Raw genomic sequence first — 19,485 nt, 5'->3', positions numbered from 1 at the left:
TTATTTCAATCCACGCACCTATACAAGGTGCGACGATGGGGCAAAACCTAACCAACCAAAAACGGTACGATTTCAATCCACGCACCTATACAAGGTGCGACATATAAATTGTAACCAGATACATCAGACTCTATAATTTCAATCCACGCACCTATACAAGGTGCGACGGCGCAGCTATCGCATTTACGGCTAAGGTTGTCGATTTCAATCCACGCACCTATACAAGGTGCGACGCATACGTTACGAGTGCGTAATCCTTATCGGCTTTATTTCAATCCACGCACCTATACAAGGTGCGACTGAAATATCACTAATGTCGATGGATAAAAGTCCTGATTTCAATCCACGCACCTATACAAGGTGCGACATCGGTTCGGTGGGCGAGAGTTAACGAATACCTTGTCATTTCAATCCACGCACCTATACAAGGTGCGACGCTTGACGGCACAACGCTAATACGTAGTGGCATAATATTTCAATCCACGCACCTATACAAGGTGCGACGAGGCTGGTGTGCCACTTGATTTGGAATTAGTGATTTCAATCCACGCACCTATACAAGGTGCGACAGCGATTTCTTCCTATAAAATTCAATTTTATGGATTTAATTGGGTTTTTATAAGTGTAAATCAAGTAAGTAAAGGTTTGTATTGCAATTTTTTGTTATATAAAATCCATATTTCCCCATTTGATTGGTGCGAATCCCCCGGGGATTTCATGTGCACTTGGGGTTCGCACTAAAAGTATAAAAGCCCTTCTATTAATTATTGTAGTATATTGTGGCTAGATTTCAATAATTTTATCGTTTTACTATGTATGAAATTTTTAGTTTTATAGTATAAGGAGACCAATGCTTTCTCCATAAAACTTAACGACAAGTCAAGCTTCTCTAATGTAGCAAAAAAATAAAAATATATACTTATTCATCCGTAGTCAATAGAGGAGGTTTGTGGTACAATTTACCCAAGAACAACATGGCATTATTTTCCTATCTACCCTAATAAAATAAACGATAGGCTGTGATTACATGAGTTATATTGCACATATTCGACAAAGTGACAACGAAGTTCAACTGTAAAGGACCACTTGTTAGAAGTCATCCCCCCTCCTTTCTTGGAGGAGAGGTTTTCTACTAGAAAACTTTTGATAGAACTCCACCTACAGCAACAACTATTACTAAAAACCAAGTTGTATCCATGAAATCTTTCTTTTCATCTTCTTTCGTGTTAACCATTTTTTCACCCCCTTTCATTTAAAAAATTAAATTTGACTAATTATGTGAACTCAATCACTACTCTATTAGTTAATATTAACCATATATGTAAATATTATCAAAATTGTCAAGAGGGGGGTAAGTTTTAAAATCATGCAAAGATAAGTTTACGTGCTCTATGTCACAGTTAGTTGTTCTTGAAAAGCCAAGCTACACATATAAAAATGCTAAGGTCTTGTAGTGATAACATGCACTTACCTCCCCGTGATTTGTAGTGTATATAGGCTCCTTCAAAAATAGATTACTACTTTAAAACGAAAGATGAAAGGCATAACGCTCCATTTTCATGGGTTGTTGTGCCTTGTGCAAAGCGAAAGGAATGATTATAAATATGGGTAAACTTGCAAGAGGAGCTCCTAAAGCAATTGACCAGGTGTGGCTAGCTGGGCTGGATAGGAAGTTGGAGAATAATTTTTCAATTAAATCTGAAAAAGAAAAGGGGGTAAAATTTATGTTGGGACGATTTGGTAAGGCTTTTTTAGGTGGAGTATCTGAAGGGGCGACTTACATATCTATTATAAAAAAACACGGATATACAATATATGTTGTTTTAAATGTTAACGCATTTTTGTTGTATATGTTCAATTAACGCAAAAAGAATTTTTTCTTCGCGTATTTCATAGTTTTTTCCATCAAAACGCGTTCTCCATCATAAAGAAAGGCATCTAGTAAATACGGTATACGAGGTTTAGACGCTCCTCTTTTATGTTCCTTTACTTCATCCCATACTTCATGGGCAAACTTTTTCGAGTGATCTGCATGTTCTACGCATTCATACATTCTTGTTTTCTTGATATCAATAAATCCTTCAAAAATATTTTGTCGAACAAGTTCCCACCACATTAATTCCCGTGCTTGTTGTTCTATTAAAGTTTCTTTTAGTTTTTCGTTTGTAACATATGTTTTGTTAGAAAACAGTATTTCTTCTGGCAAACGCTTTTTGATAAACGCTTGTAAATCCTCTTCTGTAATTCGCCAGCCTTCTTTGCGTGATTTTGGCGGTATTCCTTTGATGACACCGGTACGGAGCCATTTGCGCACACTTTCTTTGTTAATTGTAATCTTGTATTACTTCAGTAATGCAAAAGCTTGATCGACATCATAGATTTCCATTCTTACACCAACATTTTAGACAACAATTGTTTAATAAATGATATCTTTATAATACAACATGTGATGTATGAATGCAGCCTATACAAGGTGCGACAGGGTACATGCAGAGGTTATACAAGCGAGCCGCGATTTCAATCCACGCACCTATACAAGGTGCGACAAATCGGTAAAATCCTTACCTAAGTTCCTTTTCATATTTCAATCCACGCACCTATACAAGGTGCGACAAGGTACAGAAAAAGAATTAAATAAATATGTAGAAATTTCAATCCACGCACCTATACAAGGTGCGACCAGGAAGAACCGTCAAAATCAGATATTATTACTCATGATTTCAATCCACGCACCTATACAAGGTGCGACTTGGATAGATGTACACAATGCAGTCAAGCATTGATTTCAATCCACGCACCTATACAAGGTGCGACTTGCCACTAATTGTTACATTTTCCGGGTAATCATATTTCAATCCACGCACCTATACAAGGTGCGACCATACACTAGCGCAACATCTAAGTCAATTTCGTTATTTCAATCCACGCACCTATACAAGGTGCGACAAGCTGTGCCTGCAAAGGTGATTTTCAACCATGAGATTTCAATCCACGCACCTATACAAGGTGCGACCCGTGATTACATTGTGGACAGTAATCTAATCCATTATTTCAATCCACGCACCTATACAAGGTGCGACAATGCTGCGACGTAGAGTTAGCGTGGGTAAAATGATTTCAATCCACGCACCTATACAAGGTGCGACTAAAGGGATACGACAGCATCGAAAAATCGGCAAAATTTCAATCCACGCACCTATACAAGGTGCGACACAAAAGAAAAAGTGGGGTAACTGTAACAAAAGATTTCAATCCACGCACCTATACAAGGTGCGACAGTATCATATTTAAATATATTAGTTAAAGCAACAATTTCAATCCACGCACCTATACAAGGTGCGACCCGAATACGCAACAGATACCGGCGAAACGCAAGATTTCAATCCACGCACCTATACAAGGTGCGACCACTTTCCTACATGCTGAAAACCACGTTGTTCTAATTTCAATCCACGCACCTATACAAGGTGCGACGCGATAAACAACTAGACTTTGTCAAAAAGTTGCTAATTTCAATCCACGCACCTATACAAGGTGCGACGCGATAAACAACTAGACTTTGTCAAAAAGTTGCTAATTTCAATCCACGCACCTATACAAGGTGCGACATAGAATCAGCTAATCCTAGTACATTAACAGTTACAATTTCAATCCACGCACCTATACAAGGTGCGACAATGCAATCAAAAACTTTTGAAAGTCTTGCAACGGATTTCAATCCACGCACCTATACAAGGTGCGACAACCTTTCTAATGGTTCATTACGAGCTTCCAAGTATTTCAATCCACGCACCTATACAAGGTGCGACGCTAAAATCGTTAATATGGGATTAGAAAAACTAAAAATTTCAATCCACGCACCTATACAAGGTGCGACGATCTTTTAGTAGAAACATTACTTCCGGGTTGTTATTTCAATCCACGCACCTATACAAGGTGCGACGGTTTGTTGTGGGAAAAAACTTGCAGTGAAGGTTATTTCAATCCACGCACCTATACAAGGTGCGACGCGGAATTAGTTGTGGTGTTTCTATACGTTCTAGGTATTTCAATCCACGCACCTATACAAGGTGCGACAGCTCATTTTTTGCAATAGCTTTAAACAAACCATCATTTCAATCCACGCACCTATACAAGGTGCGACTTAACAATTCACCCCGATGGGCAAGGACGAGAACAATTTCAATCCACGCACCTATACAAGGTGCGACTGCGATTTCTTCCTATAAAATTCAATTTTATGGAATTAATTGGGTTTTTATAAGTATAAATCAAGTAAGTAAAGGCTTGTATTGCAATTTTTTGTTATATAAAATCCATATTTCCCCATTTGATTGGTGCGAATCCCCCGGGGATTTCATGTGCACTTGGGGTTCGCACTAAAAGTATAAAAGCCCTTCTATTAATTATTGTAGTATATTGTGGCTAGATTTCAATAATTTTATCGTTTTACTATGTATGAAATTTTTAGTTTTATAGTATAAGGAGACCAATGCTTTCTCCATAAGACTTAACGACAAGTCAAGCTTCTCTAATGTAGCAAAAAAATAAAAATATATACTTATTCATCCGTAGTCAATAGAGGAGGTTTGTGGTACAATTTACCTAAGAACAACATGGCATTATTTTCCTATCCACCCTAATAAAATAAACGATAGGCTGTGATTACATGAGTTTTATTGCGCATATTCGACAAAGTGACAACGAAGTTCAAACTGTAAAGGATCACTTGTTAGAAGTCCAAGCATTGGCAGAAAAGTATGGTGAGCCGATAGGGATGAAACATTTGTGTGGGCTTGCAGGGTTGCTTCATGACTTTGGCAAGTATAGCCAGGAATTTCTTCATTATATTCATGCTGCTGTATATCATTCGGAAGATGCCCCTAAACGAGGCAGTGTTGACCATTCCACGGCTGGTGCAAAACTACTATATACATTATTACACACAAAAGATATGACACCTAGTAAGGCGCTAGTGGCTGAGGTTGTCGGTAATGCTATTATATCCCATCACTCTTATCTACATGATTTTTTAACCCCTGAACTAGAGTCAAAATATTTAACTCGTGTTCGTGATAAGCCTTTGCATGAGTTTGATCAAATGAAAGAGAACTTTTTCGTAAATGTTATGAAGAAGAACGAACTTGACCAATACATAGAAAAAGCTACCCAAGAATTACTTCCGTTCATTCAAAACGTTCCTAAGGAAGACACTGAAAAGCAGTTAATGTTTGTTACGAAGTTTGTATTTAGTGCGCTTATTGATGCAGATCGTACGAATACGAGGTTATTTGAAGAAGATGAAACACCATTGAATCCTGATCATAAGGCATTGTTTGAAACGTATTACGAACGATTACATGAAAAAATAATGGCATTTCAAAACCACCCAAATGCAAATACACCCATTAATCGCTTGCGTTCGAAAATGTCAGAGCAATGTGAAGCGGCTGCAGTAAAAGAGTCTGGTATTTATACGCTGTCTATTCCTACGGGTGGAGGGAAAACATTAGCTAGTTTGCGATATGCATTAAAGCATGCTTTATTACACCATAAAAAGCGAATTATCTATGTCGTACCATATACCACCATTATTGAACAAAATGCGGAAGAAGTGCGAAGTATATTAAAAGATACAGAAAACATTTTAGAGCATCATTCTAATGTTATCTTAGATGATGATGATAATGATGAGCATCTAGACGGTACGATGACAGAAAAACAGAAGTTGAAACTAGCTAAAGATAATTGGGATGCGCCAATTATTTTTACAACGATGGTACAGTTTTTAAATGTATTTTACGCAAAAGGCAGTCGTAATATCCGTCGCTTACATCATTTGAGTGAAGCAATTATCGTCTTTGATGAAGTGCAAAAAGTGCCTGTCAAATGTATTTCGTTATTTAATGAAGCGCTTAATTTCTTGAAAAATAATTGTAAATCAAGTATCTTGCTTTGCACAGCAACGCAACCAGCGTTAGATTTTGTACAAAACAAACTAGAAATGAAGACAGATGCGGAAATCGTTGAAAATTTAACGGATGTGGTTGACGCTTTTAAACGAGTGGAAATTATAGACAAAGCAACCGATAGAGCGGTATTAACGAGTGATTTAGTCTCATTTATTGATCAACAGTTAGAACGTGTGCAAAGTGTACTCGTTGTGTTAAACACGAAAAAAGTTGTGAAAACGCTTTATGAAGAATTGCAACAAAATAGAGGTGATGACACCAAGATTTATCATTTAAGTACGTCCATGTGTGCGGCACATCGAAATGATATTTTAAGCAAATTAAGACAGGACTTGGATAATAATATTCCGGTTATTTGTATTAGCACCCAGCTAATTGAGGCTGGCGTAGATATTAGTTTTGATTGTGTTATCCGATCTTTAGCTGGTTTAGATTCGATTGCTCAAGCTGCAGGACGTTGTAATCGACATGGGGAAAAGGATATGCAGGAAGTATACGTGATAGATCATCAAGAAGAGCAGCTAAAGCATTTAAAAGAGATTGAAATTGGGAAACAAATTACGAGGCGCATTTTAATTGATATGAAGCGAAACCAAAATGAGCATGGGGGCAATATACTTTCGCCGCAAGCGATGGAACGCTATTTTCAAGAGCTTTACTTAGCTTTTGCTAATGATTTGAATTATTTCATCCCCGCTTTAAAGAAAGACATGATGGAATTATTAACTGCTCCAAAAAATGAATTTAGCTATGTACAGGCATACCGAAGTAAGTATAGTGCTGAGGTGCCGTTATTTATTACAAATAGCTACCGAACAGCTGCCGAACATTTCCATGTTATCGATAACGTGACAACTTCTGTTATTGTTCCTTATGAGCATGGGGGGAAAGAATTGATAACAGAATTGAGTGGCAATATATCAATGGAAGATTTAGGACGCATTATGCGATATGCCCAGCATTATACAATTAACCTTTACAAATATGAGCTTGATTTAGTCATGAAAAATAATGGCTTGGTATCATTCTTTGATGGGAAAATCTATGCATTAGCAGATGGTGCCTATAGTAATGAATTTGGATTCGATGTAGAAGGGGATAGCACGGATGAGGTGTATATGATATAAAGGATTAAATATTAAAAACACGCTTTGAAAGGGGGTGAACGAATGCGAAATGCAATGGAATTTGAAGTGTGGGGAGACTATGCCCTGTTTACCGACCCGCTTACGAAGATAGGTGGGGAAAAATTGACGTATCAAGTGCCTACATACCAAGCGTTAAAAGGCATTGTGGAGTCCGTCTACTGGAAGCCGACCATCGTTATGGTCGTAGATGCTGTACGAATTATGAACCCAATTCAAATGGAATCAAAAGGCATTCGCCCGATTGAATATAAAGGTGGGAATACGTTAGCTAACTATACGTACTTAAAACAGCCAAGATATCAAGTAAGGGCGCATTTTGAGTTTAACCTTCATCGTCCTGATATGGCTTTTGATCGAAATGAGAACAAGCATTATAGCATTATGAAACGTGCTTTAAAAGCTGGCGGAAGAAGAGATGTATTCCTTGGTGCTAGAGAATGCCAAGCGTATGTTGAACCGTGCGTGTTTGGTGAAGGAGAAGGATTTTACGACAATTATGAGGAAATTCATTTTGGGACCATGGTGCATGGAATGAATTACCCAGATGAGACAGGGGATAACCAAATGGAAGTTCGCCTTTGGAATGCTGTGATGAAGCATGGCGTCATCACATTTCCACGACCTGAGGAATGTAGTCTCACTCGTCCAATAAAAAAGATGAAAGCAAAGCAATTCAATGAAACCAATGTACAGTCGGCTAATGCATTACTTGATGAGATAGGAGGTGAGTAAATGAGTTGGCTACACCAATTATATGAAACGTATGAAGCGAATTTGGATCGTGTCGGTGAAATTGAAAAAACAAGAGGCAATAAAAGTTATACATTACTACCGATTTCTCATACGACACAAAATGCGCATATTGAAGTCACTGTAACGGAAGATGGAGAGTTTCATTCAGCCACTGTTTTAGATAAAGTGAATACATTAATTCCTACTACGGAAAGCTCTGCAAGTAGGTCAGGATCTAAAGTAGCACCCTATCCACTTCACGATAAATTAAGCTATGTTGCTGGTGATTTTGTAAAGTACGGTGGAAAAATAAAAAAAGAAGAGCCATTTGCTAGTTACATAGAACAACTAGAAGATTGGGTGACATCACCGTACGGGCATCCAAAGGTAAAAAGTATTTTTACATACTTACAAAAGAAACAACTCATTAAAGATTTAGTGGGAGCAAACATCCTTTTTTTAGATGAACAAGATCAGTTAATCGGAAAGTGGAATAAAAAATATGAAGGCTTACATGGTGAAAAACCAACTATTTTCTCTGCTATTACTGGCGGACAAGAGAGCGCTTTTGTTCGGTTTAATGTATACTCGCCAAGCAAACACTTAACCAATGTGTGGGATGATAAAGAAATCTATGAATCGTTTATTCATTATTATAATAATTTAGTTGTTGAAAAGGATATTTGTTTTTTAACCGGAACATGGCAAGCAAGTACGGAAAGACACGCAAATAAAATAAGGCATGCTGCAGATAAAGCGAAACTAATATCTGCAAACGATGATGCTGGATTTACGTTTAGAGGTCGATTTAATAAAAGTTATGAAGCAGCAAGTATTAGTTATGACGTGTCGCAAAAAGCGCATAATGCTTTGAAGTGGTTAATTTTACGCCAAGGCTATATGATCGATGAACGGGTTTTTCTTGTATGGGGAAACGACCAATTGCAAACCGTCACGCCAATTGATGATACGTTTTCGATTCATCCAACTGCAGCGGTTGTAGAGGAAAGCAAAACAAACACATTAGATCACTTTGCCAATGAAGTGGCGAAAGCATTTGCAGGCTACAAACATGATGTATCGATTACATCTAATGTAACGATCTTAATTCTTGACTCTGCTACTACTGGGAGACTAGGAGTCTTATACTATCGAAATATGAATAAAGAATTGTATTTACAGAGACTAGAACATTGGCATGCTACGTGTGTTTGGGAACATCGCTATCGCAAAAATGAGGATGGCAAGTTTGTGAAATTTTTTGGAGCGCCAGCAACGAAAGACATTGCATTCGCCGCTTATGGTTCACGAGCAAGTGATAAATTCGTGAAGGATTTAATGTCAAGAATGCTACCGTGTATTGTTGATAACAGGAAAATACCGACAGATATAGTAAATAGTACATTTTACCGGGCGTCTAACCCAGTCGCGATGGAAAAATGGGAGTGGGAAAAAACGTTAAGTATCGCATGTGCATTAATTAATAAAAGGGAGGGAATGGATGTGGCTTTAGATCGTGAATTGGATGATCGTGATTATTTATTTGGCCGATTATTAGCGTTAGCGGATGTATTAGAAAGAAGGGCACTGGATCAAGATGAGACACGTGCTACGAATGCGATTCGTTATATGAATGCTTTTTCAAAACATCCTGCTCGTACTTGGAAGACGCTTCAGGAAAGTATACAGCCATATCAAGCGAGACTTGGAAAACGAGGTAATTATCTAGCTAGTTTAATTGATGAGGTTGGTTCGAAATTAACGATAGAAGATTTCAACGACAAACCGTTGTCAGGGAAATATTTACTTGGGTTTTATAGTCAGCGTAGGGATTTATACCAAAAAAAGACAGTAGAAAATAATAGCGAGGAGAATGGGAAATGACGACATTAGATCATAAAATAGATTTTGCGGTAGTTGTATCTGTGAACAATGCGAACCCAAATGGAGATCCATTAAATGGAAATAGACCTAGGCAAAACTACGATGGGCATGGAGAAATTTCTGACGTTGCCTTAAAGCGTAAAATTAGAAATCGCTTTTTAGATATGGGTGAGAAAGTATTTGTGCAATCGAATGATTATAAAGTAGACCAATATAAAAGTTTAAAAGAGCGAGCAGATGCTCATGAAGAACTTAATAAAGCTTCCAAAGCAAAAGATAATGAAACGTTTGCTAGATTAGCGTGTGAAGAATGGATTGATGTACGTAGTTTTGGGCAAGTATTTGCTTTTAAAGGTTCTGATGTATCTGTTGGTGTTCGAGGTCCAGTATCTGTTCATACTGCGACAAGTATCGATCCGGTTGATATAACAAGTATGCAAATTACAAAAAGTGTAAATTCCGTTACTGGGGATAAAAAAGGGTCAGATACGATGGGGATGAAGCATCGCGTGGATTTTGGATTATATGTTTTTTATGGGAGTATTAATACGCAATTAGCAGAAAAAACAGGTTTTTCCACAAAAGATGCTGAGAAGTTGAAACAAGCTTTAATTAATTTGTTCGAAAATGATGCATCATCAGCAAGGCCAGATGGAAGTATGGAAGTTCACCACGTGTATTGGTGGGAACATAACTCTAAATTAGGGCAATACTCATCAGCTAAAGTACACAGAACAGTAAAAATTGAACCGAAAGTGGAATCTCCTAAGAGCTATGATGACTATTCCATCACTGTTGAAGAATTGGACGGGCTACCTGTAGAGGTATTGGATGGCAAATAAAGAAGAAGACTTTTTAATGCTTTCTGGGATTCAACATTTCGAGTTTTGTCGTCGTCAATGGGCGCTAATCCATATTGAGCAACAATGGGAAGAAAACGTGAAAACAATTGAAGGACATTACTTACATCGCAAAGCGGACGAGCCGATGATACGTGAAAAGAGGGGCAATAAATTAATTATTAGAGCTTTGCCAGTAAAGTCGAAAACGTTAAAAATAAGCGGGATTTGCGATGTCGTTGAATTTATACAAGATGAAAGGGGTATTGACATTCACGGGGAAGAAGGAAGTTATCTTCCTTTCCCTGTGGAATACAAACGAGGGCGACCGAAAAGAGATGATGCGGACATCTTACAATTAACTGCTCAAGCGATATGTTTAGAAGAGATGCTACTCTGTCAAATAGAAAAAGGGTTTATGTATTATCATGAGATCAAGCACAGGGTGGAAGTTCCTTTTACCGATTATCTTAGACAAAGAGTAAAAGACATTACGGCTGAGATGCATGAATATTATCAGAGAAGGCATACGCCAAAAGTGAAGACAGGTTCCTTTTGCAAAAGCTGTTCACTGCAGCATATATGTTTGCCAAAGCTCATGAATACACGATTGGTAAAAAGTTATATTGAAGGGAAAATAAATGAATGAGGAAGCTTCTTAACACGCTTTTTATTACGCAAGCCGATGTTTATTTATCTCTGGATGGAGACAATATTGTCTTATTAAAGGAACAAGAAAAATTAGCGAGATTGCCACTTCATAATTTAGAATCCATTGTATCGTTTGGGTATACAGGTGCAAGTCCTGCATTAATGGGTTACTGTGCAAAACGTAACATCTCGATCGTTTTCATGACCATGAATGGAAGTTTTCTTGCTAGAGTAATTGGGGAGAGTAAAGGAAATGTTGTTTTAAGAAAACGTCAATATCAGCTTTCTGAAGACGAAGACCAATCAGCTATAATAGCTCGCAACTTTATTGTAGGAAAAATTTTCAATCATAAGTGGATGATTGAACGGATGACTCGGGATTACCCTTTGCGAATCGATGTAGCTGCGTTTAAAGAAGTGTCAGCCCAATTATCAAATGTGATGCAAGAAGTAAGAGCTTGCCGTGATTTAGAAAGCTTAAGAGGGTGGGAAGGGCAGGCTGCGTATAGTTATAATAAGGTTTTTGATCAAATGATACTGCAGCAGAAAGAAGTTTTTTTCTTTCATTCTCGTTCACGAAGACCGCCTTTAGATAAGGTGAATGCCATGCTGTCATTTGCATATACACTACTTGCGAATGATATGGCAGCAGCACTAGAATCCGTTGGTCTTGATGCATATGTTGGATTTTTACATCGTGATCGTCCAGGAAGAGCTTCATTAGCCTTGGATGTTATGGAAGAGTTAAGGGGAATTTATGCCGATCGGTTTGTTATTTCATTGGTGAATAAGAAAGCAATAAAACAGGAAGATTTTCTACATAAGGAAAATGGTGCGGTTATTATGACGGATGATGGAAGGAAAAAGTTTCTATCAGCTTGGCAAACGAAAAAGCAAGAGAAGATGACGCATCCTTATCTAGGTGAAAAAATAACGTGGGGGTTGGTTCCTTATGCGCAATCACTATTGTTAGCACGCTATCTACGGGGAGACTTAGACGAGTATCCACCATTTTTGTGGAAGTAGGGATAAAATGTTAGTATTAGTTACATACGATGTAAACACGTCAAGTGATGGTGGACAAAAGCGATTGCGGAAAGTAGCTAAAGTATGTCAAAATTATGGTCAGCGTGTTCAGCATTCTGTTTTTGAATGTATTGTTGACGATATGCAATTTGCGACATTAAAAATTGAACTTAGAGAATTAATCGATGAGGAAAGAGATAGTTTGCGTTTTTATCGGTTAGGGAACAATTATAAAACGAAGGTAGAACATGTTGGGGCAAAGGAAACCATTCAATTAGAAGATCCATTAATTTTTTAGTGCGAACCCTAAGTGCACATGAAATCCCCGGGGGATTCGCACCAATAAAAGTGGAAAATATAGTTTGTTTTTAACAAAATTTAGCTGTTTTAAATGTAAATTACCTGGATTCTCTATTATAAAAACCCATTTAATTCCATAAAAAGTAATTTTATAGGAAGAAATCGCAGTCGCACCTTTCATAGGTGCGTGGATTGAAATTCATTAACAGAAGCAATAAAAATTAAGCGTTACTGTCGCACCTTTCATAGGTGCGTGGATTGAAATTGCGATTAGCGCCGAACTTTTTCGCCCTTTCCCAGTCGCACCTTTCATAGGTGCGTGGATTGAAATACCTCTTATTGGATAGTGTCGTATTCTAATTTTTCGGTCGCACCTTTCATAGGTGCGTGGATTGAAATATAATGGAATATCCATCTTCATCAGCTTTTTCATCGTCGCACCTTTCATAGGTGCGTGGATTGAAATTGAAACTACAATAGTTCCACCACTCAAATTAATAAGTCGCACCTTTCATAGGTGCGTGGATTGAAATTTTACGTGTTGGCTTGTCATTTTCCGCTAAAAACAGTCGCACCTTTCATAGGTGCGTGGATTGAAATTGACCCGATCTTCGTTTTTGACTTGCTAATAGGTGTCGCATCTTTCATAGGTGCGATATATATCTTCCCAGCATGCATTAAACACGTCCCGTTATTTTAGGAGATGAACCATTTATTTTCCATCTTATTGCTTTTTGTTAACCCCAAGGAGAATGTAAGGAATGATTGGTTGAATAAATGCTTTTCTCGATTGTTGACGGTTTGTTCGCCATTCAACAGAAACGCCATACATCCCCCAGCTTAGCATGATGGCCGTGTTTTTTAAGGCGGAACTTTCAGAAATGGAGTGCTGCTTTAATAATATGGGAAAAAATATGTTCGTTAATTTATCTATAATGATACGAGATATGGTATCCTCATAGCCTGATTGGCAGCGGTGAGCCAATGAATTCCAAAAGTTAGTAATAGCAATAAAAGTACTAATAATCATATCTTCATTGATTGCTTCATAATCACTTAAATCAAAAGTGATATTTGTTATTAATCCCTCTTCTAAAGCCTGCTCCAACAGATCAAATTTATCTTCAAAATGATAATAAAAAGTAGCTCGATTAATAGTTGCTTCATTCGTAATATCCGTAACTGTGATATTTTTAAATTCTTTTTTATTAGAAAGCGTGATGAAAGAATCCATAATTAATTTTCGTGTCCGACGCATTCGAGGATCTGTGTTTGGGTTACTCATATATTTTTCCACCTCTTTTTCAACAAATTATTAATAGTGTTGGATAAGCAACATATCCAACGAAATATCGATACTAATGAATTAAATTATGTACTACAATACGAATAGAAAGCAACTCACGTACCTTCATGAGTTGAGGAAAATGTTCATAGATAGTTTTTTAAACGAGGAGGTTTTCAAATATGTCAAACAAGGATCAAATGATCTGTGATTTAGAGACGGGCGTGTGCGGTGAGGTTGAAGACAAAGAAATGGAAATAATGGATTTCGGCCAACCGGATAATTCAATTGATTTGTACTATGTAACGGATCCTATCTGTTCACACTGTTGGGCATTAGAACCTGTTCTTCGCAGATTTGTGAAGCAATATGGTTCGTATGTTAATGTTCGAGTTGTAATGGGAGGGTTATTGGAGAAATGGGAAGGGTTTGGCGACCATAAGAATGGCATTTCTAAGCCAGAAGATGTAGCTTTACATTGGAAAGAAGTTGGTGAGCATAGTCGAATGCCAATTGACGGTACACTTTGGTACGATAACCCTGTTCAATCGTCCTACCCTCCTTCCCGTGTGTATAAAGTCATTCAAAAACAGAGTGAAGCATTAGCGGAAGTATATCTGCGTCGAGTTCGAGAAGCTGTATTTGCGTTGAATCAAACGGTTTCTGAACGCTCCGTGCTTGTTGACATTGTAAATAGAATGGGATTGGATGGAGAAACAATCGTTGATGAAGCTGGGTCTGCTCGTGCGCAACAGTTATTGAATGAAGATTTTCAGCTTGCGGCAAGTTTAGGTGTCAGAGGTTTCCCTACAATCATTATGATGAATGAAGAAAATAAAGGAGTTAAAATAGTAGGTGCTAGAGAGCTGAATAATTATATTGCTGGATTACAGAAAGTGATAGGTGTGGAGGATTTAAAAGCAGAGAGACGACCTTCCCTGCCCACTTTGTTACAGGAGGAAAAGCTCTTATTCGCGAAGGAAGTTGAGGAAATGTATGATTTATCTCCGACTGATTTCCCTGATTTTGTAAAAAAAGAGCTACCTACAAACCAATATCAGATGAAAGAAATTTTAGGAGAGACGTACTTATCTAGTATAGAGTTATAGATGCCTTTGTGGATGTTAGTATTGCAGTAGGAGGTAGCAAGACCATCCTACTGCATGCTGTTATGCGTGTTAATTATCATAAGGCCACTTCTGCTGCAACATCTTGATAAAAGTGGCTACGTTTCGCTTGTTTTTCATAATAGGTGAATAAACATAGGAAAATGTCCGTTTGAAATGCATGTCTTCCATCTGCAAAATGGCGAGTTGTTTTAATTGAACATCTCTCTCAATCACACTGTAAGAAAGTAAAGAAAGTCCCATCCCATTAATAACACTTTCCTTTACCCCTTGATTACTACCAATGGTGATAATGGATTCCACTTTTAACCCGTTGGAGCGAATGACATGTTCTAAATACTCCCGTGTCCCCGACCCTTCCTCGCGAGAAATCCATGCTTGGCTTTGTAAATCTGAAGTAGTTACTTTCGCCTTATTTGCTAATTTATGCTGATGAGGTGCAACAATCCATAATTCATCTTCCATAAACGGGCATACGGCTAATTCTTTATCGCTCGTTTGCCCTTCAATAAGTCCAATATCCACTTGAAAATGTTTTGTTTGCTGGACAATTTCTTCTGTATTGCCAATAACTATTTCCAATTCAAGGCCGGGATAAGCTATATGTACATCTGCAAGTAAAGCTGGCAACATATACTCCCCAATCGTAAAGCTGGCACCTATCTTTAACCTACCTTTTACGACTTCTTGTTGTTCTAATATATCACGTTTGGTTTGTTCATAAATCTTCAATATTTGCTTGGCGCGTTCATACAAGATTTCCCCTGTTGGTGATAGTTGCAATGATTTTCGGGAACGAACTACTAGTTCTGTTGCTAGTTCACGTTCCAGATTCTTTATATGTAAGCTGACACTTGGCTGCGATATGTGCAAGACTTGCGCTGTTTTGGTGAAATTCTTTACTTCTGCCAAAGTAATGAAAGTACGTAATGCATCATAATACATGTCGCCATCCCCTTTTTTTTATTAATAAAAATAATAATAACGATTATTTATATGTATTTTACTAATAATATATCGTTCGGTAAAGTAAAAGGGAGAGAGAAAAGGAAGTGAATGTGATGGAGAATAAAAAAAAGAGAACGGGACGTCTTGCATTTATTCAAGGAATAGGCATTACATTAATCATTGCTATTATAGCTAATTATGTTGCGAAACTGCCTTTTTTATCGATTATGGGTCAGCTTGTTATTGCTATTATTATAGGTATGCTGTGGAAGCAGGTAGTTGGTGTTCCAAGTCATCTCCAAAAAGGAGTTACATTTTCTAATAAAAAGCTACTTCGTTTCGGAATTATTTTATTAGGTATGCGACTCAACCTAGTAGATATCTATGAAGCGGGAATAAGTGTATTTATGATTGCTACTATTTGTTTAGTATTTACTTTATTTGTTGTCTACGGTTTAACAAGGTGGTTTGGAGTAGGCAAACGACTAGGGATTTTAACAGCATGTGGGACAGCGATTTGTGGTGCTGCAGCAGTGGTTGCGGTTGCACCACAAGTAAAAGCAAAAGATGATGAGACAGCTGTTGGTGCAGCTACAGTTGCAGTGTTAGGAACACTGTTTACGTTAATTTACAGTGTCATTTATACGATGTTACATTTATCACCGACTGGATATGGCATTTTTACAGGTGCTACACTGCATGAAATAGCACATGTAATAGCAGCGGCTGATGTTGCCGGAAGTGAAGCTGTCGATTTAGCTGTTATTGTTAAATTAACGAGAGTGGCATTATTAGTTCCGGTTGTGATTGTCGTCGGTTACTTGTTTCAGCGAGGTGGGGAAGAAACGGGTAAAAAAGTATCGATGTCCATTATTCCTTGGTTTATCTTAGGTTTTCTTGCAATGAGTGGATTTAATACACTTGGCATTGTATCACAATCTGTTGCGGATTTGATTGTTGCTACTGCCTATTTGCTTATTGCCATGGCGATGGCAGGTCTTGGCTTGAATGTTGATTTAAAGACGTTTAGAAGACTTGGAATGAAGTCTTTTGCAGCGGGGGTTGTTGGATCTGTTTTGCTTGTAGTATTAGGGTACTCACTCGTCATGCTATTTCAGCTAAATTAAAACATGAATTCAGTCGTAAAAATATAGCTTTTTAACGTTTCATGAAGTTGGTATCGATTATATCGAATGTGAATCATGGATGAGTAGAAAAAATAGGCTTGTTGCCAAGTTTTATAGCGAAAAAACACTGTCGTTTTTTTATATGATAAACCTTTAGACTTTCCTATAGTATAATAAAAGCAAAAGACAGCGAGGAGCTACCGTAAATGACATCAGAAAAACAAAAAATGATTAAAGGTGAATTATACAATCCAGCTGATCCAATACTTGTTCATGATCGAGAAACTTGCCGAATGAAAACGCGGCTGTTTAATCAAACCATAGAAACGGAGCTAGCAAAACGTAAGGAGTTGTTACAAGATTTATTTGGTTCTACGGGAAATGAACTGTACATCGAGCCAACATTGTGTTGTGATTACGGATATAACATTCATGTAGGCAATCATTTTTACGCTAATTTTGATTGTGTCATGTTAGATGTTTGTGAAATTAAAATCGGCGATAACTGTATGCTGGCTCCAGGAGTACATATTTATACAGCGACACATCCCTTAAAAGCGGATGAAAGAAATGCCGGGAGGGAGTATGGAAAGCCTGTAACAATTGGCGACAATGTTTGGATTGGTGGGCGTGCGATTATTAATCCAGGCATACATATTGGCGATAATGCTGTCATTGCCTCAGGTTCGATCGTAGTAAAAGATGTTCCCGCAAATACGGTCGTTGGTGGAAATCCAGCTAGAGTGTTAAAGCAAATTGATAATCATTTATAAAATGTTCCAGGCGCTATAATGAGTACATTATGGCGCCTTATCGTATAAAAGAAACGATTGTTTAAGTATAAAGAGGAACAATTTTAATAAAAAAAGTGTTGATGATACTCTTTTAATGAAAAGTACAGGGCATTCGCAGCGGCTAATGGATGCACACTGGAATATAGTATTGTAAAAGCTTTTTGGGAGGGGGTTTTTTACAATGCGGAGACAGCGTAAGGCAGCCTTCTGTTTCCCGGGCGGATACCGTTGGTGTGGTCCTGGATGCAGTGGTCCGGGTGAACCTATAAATGATGTAGATGCAATTTGCAAGGAACATGATTTGTGTTATAGACGTACTGGAGATCGTTGTAAATGTGATCAAGCATTTCTCGAGCAGATGCAGTTGAAAATAGATCCTACAACTGTAAAGGGGAGGCATGCACGTACCATGTATCATTACATGAGATACCAAAGCTTATTTACGTGTGGGTTTAGAAAAATGTAATATGGTCCCAGTTAATAACCATGGAATGTTCAAAGCCCCTATAAAAGAGTAGACTGTTCTAGGAGAAGTTTGATCGCATAGGATGTTTTTTTAAAAAAGGCTAATTTTGTTATTTAACTAGCTGAAAACATCCATTTTTATCTTAAGATCAGTCACTCTTTCGGAATACTATATAACTGTTTCTATCACCAGTTTTAAGGTTGTATCAACCTGCCGCTATCTCGTCTGAAATAAATGTTATCTTGCTTGAGTCATATTCCCTTAAGATAGAAGGAAAATGTTCTTAGTCATGAATTATAATCCTATAAAGCTTCACTTGAGGGTTGGTTGAACCTCTTCGATAACTTTTAATTGAAGTCTAAGTAATATTTATAGGACTTCCCGATATAGTAGTTTATTGTGTATTCATAAAAATTTTGGGGTTTACATGAAGTGAAGCGTGTTCGTTTTAAAACAGGTTCATGTTTGTTGATACTTAATGCTGTTCGTACTTCATAATTAGGTAGTACAGCTTCTACAACTTCACTATTATCTTTCACTTGAATGCCGTGTTGGTGAAGGTATGAGTAAAAAGAATCGTAATAATCATTGGGATCTAAAGAGAAATTTTCATGCTTTTTAAAGTATGATACCGAATAAACAAAGGCTTGTTTCGAATCTCCTCGGATTCTTTTTAAAATCATTACCTTATCACCGATATTCATGTTTAAGTACATCGCAAGTTTTTTATCAGCATCGGTTATCTCTAATTTGACATCCATTGTCCGTGCTTTTTCCCCTAATTCTCTCATCTCTTCTGTGAAGCTTTTTACAACGGTGAAATTATCTGAAGGTTCAACGAAATCGGTTACAAAGGTTCCCTTAGCCCTTTGACGACGGAGCAAATCTTCTTTCACCAATTCATCGATTGCCTTTCTTATTGTAATTCTACTCACATCATATATTTTACACAATTCCACTTCGGTGGGGATTTTGTTCCCTTCTTTCCATTTCCCCATTTTAATATTATCTCGCAAACGATCTGCAATTTGAACGTATAAGGGGATTGCATTACTAGCCAAAATTTTTCCTCCTATCAATATGGTGTATTGTTATAACATTATATCATATTGAGTGGTATAGTTCATACAAAATACATGAAAAGGCCAGAAATATTTACCAAAAACATATATGTAACTAAATGTTT

Annotated in this window: 16 protein-coding genes and 3 CRISPR repeat arrays (1 of these 19 cut by a window edge); of the genes, 12 read left to right on the top strand and 4 right to left on the bottom strand. The window is 37.5% G+C overall.

Translation table 11 applies throughout. The features are described 5' to 3' along the window. Positions 1 to 569: direct repeats of the CRISPR family, unit length 32 nt; unit sequence ATTTCAATCCACGCACCTATACAAGGTGCGAC; it reaches 527 nt to the left of the window's first position. A gap of 1,035 nt (positions 570 to 1,604) precedes the next feature. Continuing rightward, positions 1,605 to 1,862: a hypothetical protein gene (locus D9780_RS17210; protein WP_121640972.1), complete on the top strand. Its 258-nt coding sequence runs from the start codon at positions 1,605 to 1,607 to the stop codon at positions 1,860 to 1,862. Here the strand turns inward: D9780_RS17210 and D9780_RS17205 are convergent. Beyond that, positions 1,859 to 2,314, bottom strand: coding sequence for a hypothetical protein (locus D9780_RS17205; RefSeq protein ID WP_116279809.1), 456 nt, complete (start codon positions 2,312 to 2,314; stop codon positions 1,859 to 1,861). The genes D9780_RS17210 and D9780_RS17205 overlap by 4 nt on opposite strands. A 134-nt stretch (positions 2,315 to 2,448) precedes the next feature. Beyond that, a CRISPR array of direct repeats spans positions 2,449 to 4,211; the repeat unit is 32 nt; unit sequence ATTTCAATCCACGCACCTATACAAGGTGCGAC. Positions 4,212 to 4,669: 458 nt separating this feature from the next. Here D9780_RS17205 and cas3 point away from each other — a divergent pair. From cas3 to cas2, 7 genes are read left to right on the top strand one after another with little or no spacing between them, the layout of a single operon-like run. Next, positions 4,670 to 7,099, top strand: coding sequence for a CRISPR-associated helicase Cas3' (gene cas3 / locus D9780_RS17200; protein WP_121640971.1), 2,430 nt, complete (start codon positions 4,670 to 4,672; stop codon positions 7,097 to 7,099). Positions 7,100 to 7,141: 42 nt separating this feature from the next. Continuing rightward, positions 7,142 to 7,852: a type I-C CRISPR-associated protein Cas5c gene (gene cas5c, locus D9780_RS17195; protein WP_073008178.1), complete on the top strand. Its 711-nt coding sequence runs from the start codon at positions 7,142 to 7,144 to the stop codon at positions 7,850 to 7,852. Beyond that, complete coding sequence (cas8c, locus tag D9780_RS17190; protein WP_121640970.1) at positions 7,853 to 9,736, top strand: type I-C CRISPR-associated protein Cas8c/Csd1; 1,884 nt, start codon at positions 7,853 to 7,855, stop codon at positions 9,734 to 9,736. It begins immediately after the preceding gene. After that, positions 9,733 to 10,578: a type I-C CRISPR-associated protein Cas7/Csd2 gene (cas7c, locus tag D9780_RS17185; protein WP_121640969.1), complete on the top strand. Its 846-nt coding sequence runs from the start codon at positions 9,733 to 9,735 to the stop codon at positions 10,576 to 10,578. The genes cas8c and cas7c overlap by 4 nt, the downstream gene beginning before the upstream one ends. Further along, on the top strand, positions 10,568 to 11,224 hold the full coding sequence (gene cas4 / locus D9780_RS17180) for a CRISPR-associated protein Cas4 (protein WP_121640968.1): 657 nt from the start codon (positions 10,568 to 10,570) through the stop codon (positions 11,222 to 11,224). The genes cas7c and cas4 overlap by 11 nt, the downstream gene beginning before the upstream one ends. Beyond that, positions 11,221 to 12,252 carry a type I-C CRISPR-associated endonuclease Cas1c gene (gene cas1c, locus D9780_RS17175; protein WP_121640967.1) on the top strand — a complete coding sequence of 344 codons (1,032 nt, stop codon included), beginning with the start codon at positions 11,221 to 11,223 and terminating at the stop codon, positions 12,250 to 12,252. Before cas4 ends, cas1c begins: the two co-directional genes overlap by 4 nt. 7 nt (positions 12,253 to 12,259) lie before the next feature. Next, complete coding sequence (cas2, locus tag D9780_RS17170; RefSeq protein ID WP_073008164.1) at positions 12,260 to 12,550, top strand: CRISPR-associated endonuclease Cas2; 291 nt, start codon at positions 12,260 to 12,262, stop codon at positions 12,548 to 12,550. A 169-nt stretch (positions 12,551 to 12,719) separates the two neighbouring features. Beyond that, a CRISPR array of direct repeats spans positions 12,720 to 13,218; the repeat unit is 32 nt; unit sequence GTCGCACCTTTCATAGGTGCGTGGATTGAAAT. Between the two features lie 58 nt (positions 13,219 to 13,276). Here the strand turns inward: cas2 and D9780_RS17165 are convergent. After that, a complete protein-coding gene (locus D9780_RS17165; RefSeq protein WP_121640966.1) occupies positions 13,277 to 13,837 on the bottom strand; it encodes a TetR/AcrR family transcriptional regulator in 561 nt (186 codons plus the stop codon). A gap of 182 nt (positions 13,838 to 14,019) precedes the next feature. Here D9780_RS17165 and D9780_RS17160 point away from each other — a divergent pair, with 182 nt between their 5' ends. Further along, positions 14,020 to 14,946, top strand: a complete 927-nt coding sequence (locus D9780_RS17160; RefSeq protein WP_121640965.1) for a DsbA family protein — start codon at positions 14,020 to 14,022, stop codon at positions 14,944 to 14,946. Between the two features lie 69 nt (positions 14,947 to 15,015). On the opposite strand, the gene D9780_RS17155 is transcribed toward D9780_RS17160, so the two are convergent. Further along, complete coding sequence (locus D9780_RS17155; RefSeq protein ID WP_121640964.1) at positions 15,016 to 15,909, bottom strand: LysR family transcriptional regulator; 894 nt, start codon at positions 15,907 to 15,909, stop codon at positions 15,016 to 15,018. Between the two features lie 116 nt (positions 15,910 to 16,025). Between D9780_RS17155 and D9780_RS17150 the strand changes: the two genes are divergently transcribed. The 3 genes from D9780_RS17150 to D9780_RS17140 all read left to right on the top strand — a co-directional run bounded on the left by D9780_RS17150 (position 16,026) and on the right by D9780_RS17140 (position 18,299). Next, a complete protein-coding gene (locus tag D9780_RS17150) occupies positions 16,026 to 17,039 on the top strand; it encodes a YeiH family protein (RefSeq protein ID WP_121640962.1) in 1,014 nt (337 codons plus the stop codon). Between the two features lie 206 nt (positions 17,040 to 17,245). Next, positions 17,246 to 17,812, top strand: coding sequence for a maltose acetyltransferase domain-containing protein (locus D9780_RS17145; RefSeq protein WP_121640959.1), 567 nt, complete (start codon positions 17,246 to 17,248; stop codon positions 17,810 to 17,812). Positions 17,813 to 18,014: 202 nt separating this feature from the next. After that, positions 18,015 to 18,299 carry a phospholipase gene (locus D9780_RS17140; RefSeq protein WP_121640957.1) on the top strand — a complete coding sequence of 95 codons (285 nt, stop codon included), beginning with the start codon at positions 18,015 to 18,017 and terminating at the stop codon, positions 18,297 to 18,299. 347 nt (positions 18,300 to 18,646) lie between these two features. On the opposite strand, the gene D9780_RS17135 is transcribed toward D9780_RS17140, so the two are convergent. Further along, positions 18,647 to 19,360 (bottom strand): GntR family transcriptional regulator, encoded by a 714-nt coding sequence (locus tag D9780_RS17135; protein WP_240458719.1) that lies wholly within the window; start codon positions 19,358 to 19,360, stop codon positions 18,647 to 18,649. Positions 19,361 to 19,485 lie beyond the last annotated feature (125 nt).

Source organism: Virgibacillus sp. Bac330 (assembly GCF_003667845.1).
In the GTDB taxonomy this organism is placed as follows: domain Bacteria; phylum Bacillota; class Bacilli; order Bacillales; family Amphibacillaceae; genus Virgibacillus; species Virgibacillus chiguensis.
Note: the sequence above shows the minus strand (reverse complement) of the source record. Positions and strands in the feature narration are given on the sequence as shown.

Coding starts and splice junctions, on each gene's coding strand:
- cas4 (WP_121640968.1), top strand. CDS start 10,568: ATGGCAAATAAAGAAGAAGACTTTTTAATGCTTTCTGGGATTCAACAT.
- cas3 (WP_121640971.1), top strand. CDS start 4,670: ATGAGTTTTATTGCGCATATTCGACAAAGTGACAACGAAGTTCAAACT.
- D9780_RS17140 (WP_121640957.1), top strand. CDS start 18,015: ATGCGGAGACAGCGTAAGGCAGCCTTCTGTTTCCCGGGCGGATACCGT.
- D9780_RS17150 (WP_121640962.1), top strand. CDS start 16,026: ATGGAGAATAAAAAAAAGAGAACGGGACGTCTTGCATTTATTCAAGGA.
- D9780_RS17160 (WP_121640965.1), top strand. CDS start 14,020: ATGTCAAACAAGGATCAAATGATCTGTGATTTAGAGACGGGCGTGTGC.
- cas8c (WP_121640970.1), top strand. CDS start 7,853: ATGAGTTGGCTACACCAATTATATGAAACGTATGAAGCGAATTTGGAT.
- cas5c (WP_073008178.1), top strand. CDS start 7,142: ATGCGAAATGCAATGGAATTTGAAGTGTGGGGAGACTATGCCCTGTTT.
- D9780_RS17155 (WP_121640964.1), bottom strand. CDS start 15,909: ATGTATTATGATGCATTACGTACTTTCATTACTTTGGCAGAAGTAAAG.
- cas7c (WP_121640969.1), top strand. CDS start 9,733: ATGACGACATTAGATCATAAAATAGATTTTGCGGTAGTTGTATCTGTG.
- D9780_RS17165 (WP_121640966.1), bottom strand. CDS start 13,837: ATGAGTAACCCAAACACAGATCCTCGAATGCGTCGGACACGAAAATTA.
- cas1c (WP_121640967.1), top strand. CDS start 11,221: ATGAGGAAGCTTCTTAACACGCTTTTTATTACGCAAGCCGATGTTTAT.
- D9780_RS17210 (WP_121640972.1), top strand. CDS start 1,605: ATGGGTAAACTTGCAAGAGGAGCTCCTAAAGCAATTGACCAGGTGTGG.
- D9780_RS17145 (WP_121640959.1), top strand. CDS start 17,246: ATGACATCAGAAAAACAAAAAATGATTAAAGGTGAATTATACAATCCA.
- cas2 (WP_073008164.1), top strand. CDS start 12,260: ATGTTAGTATTAGTTACATACGATGTAAACACGTCAAGTGATGGTGGA.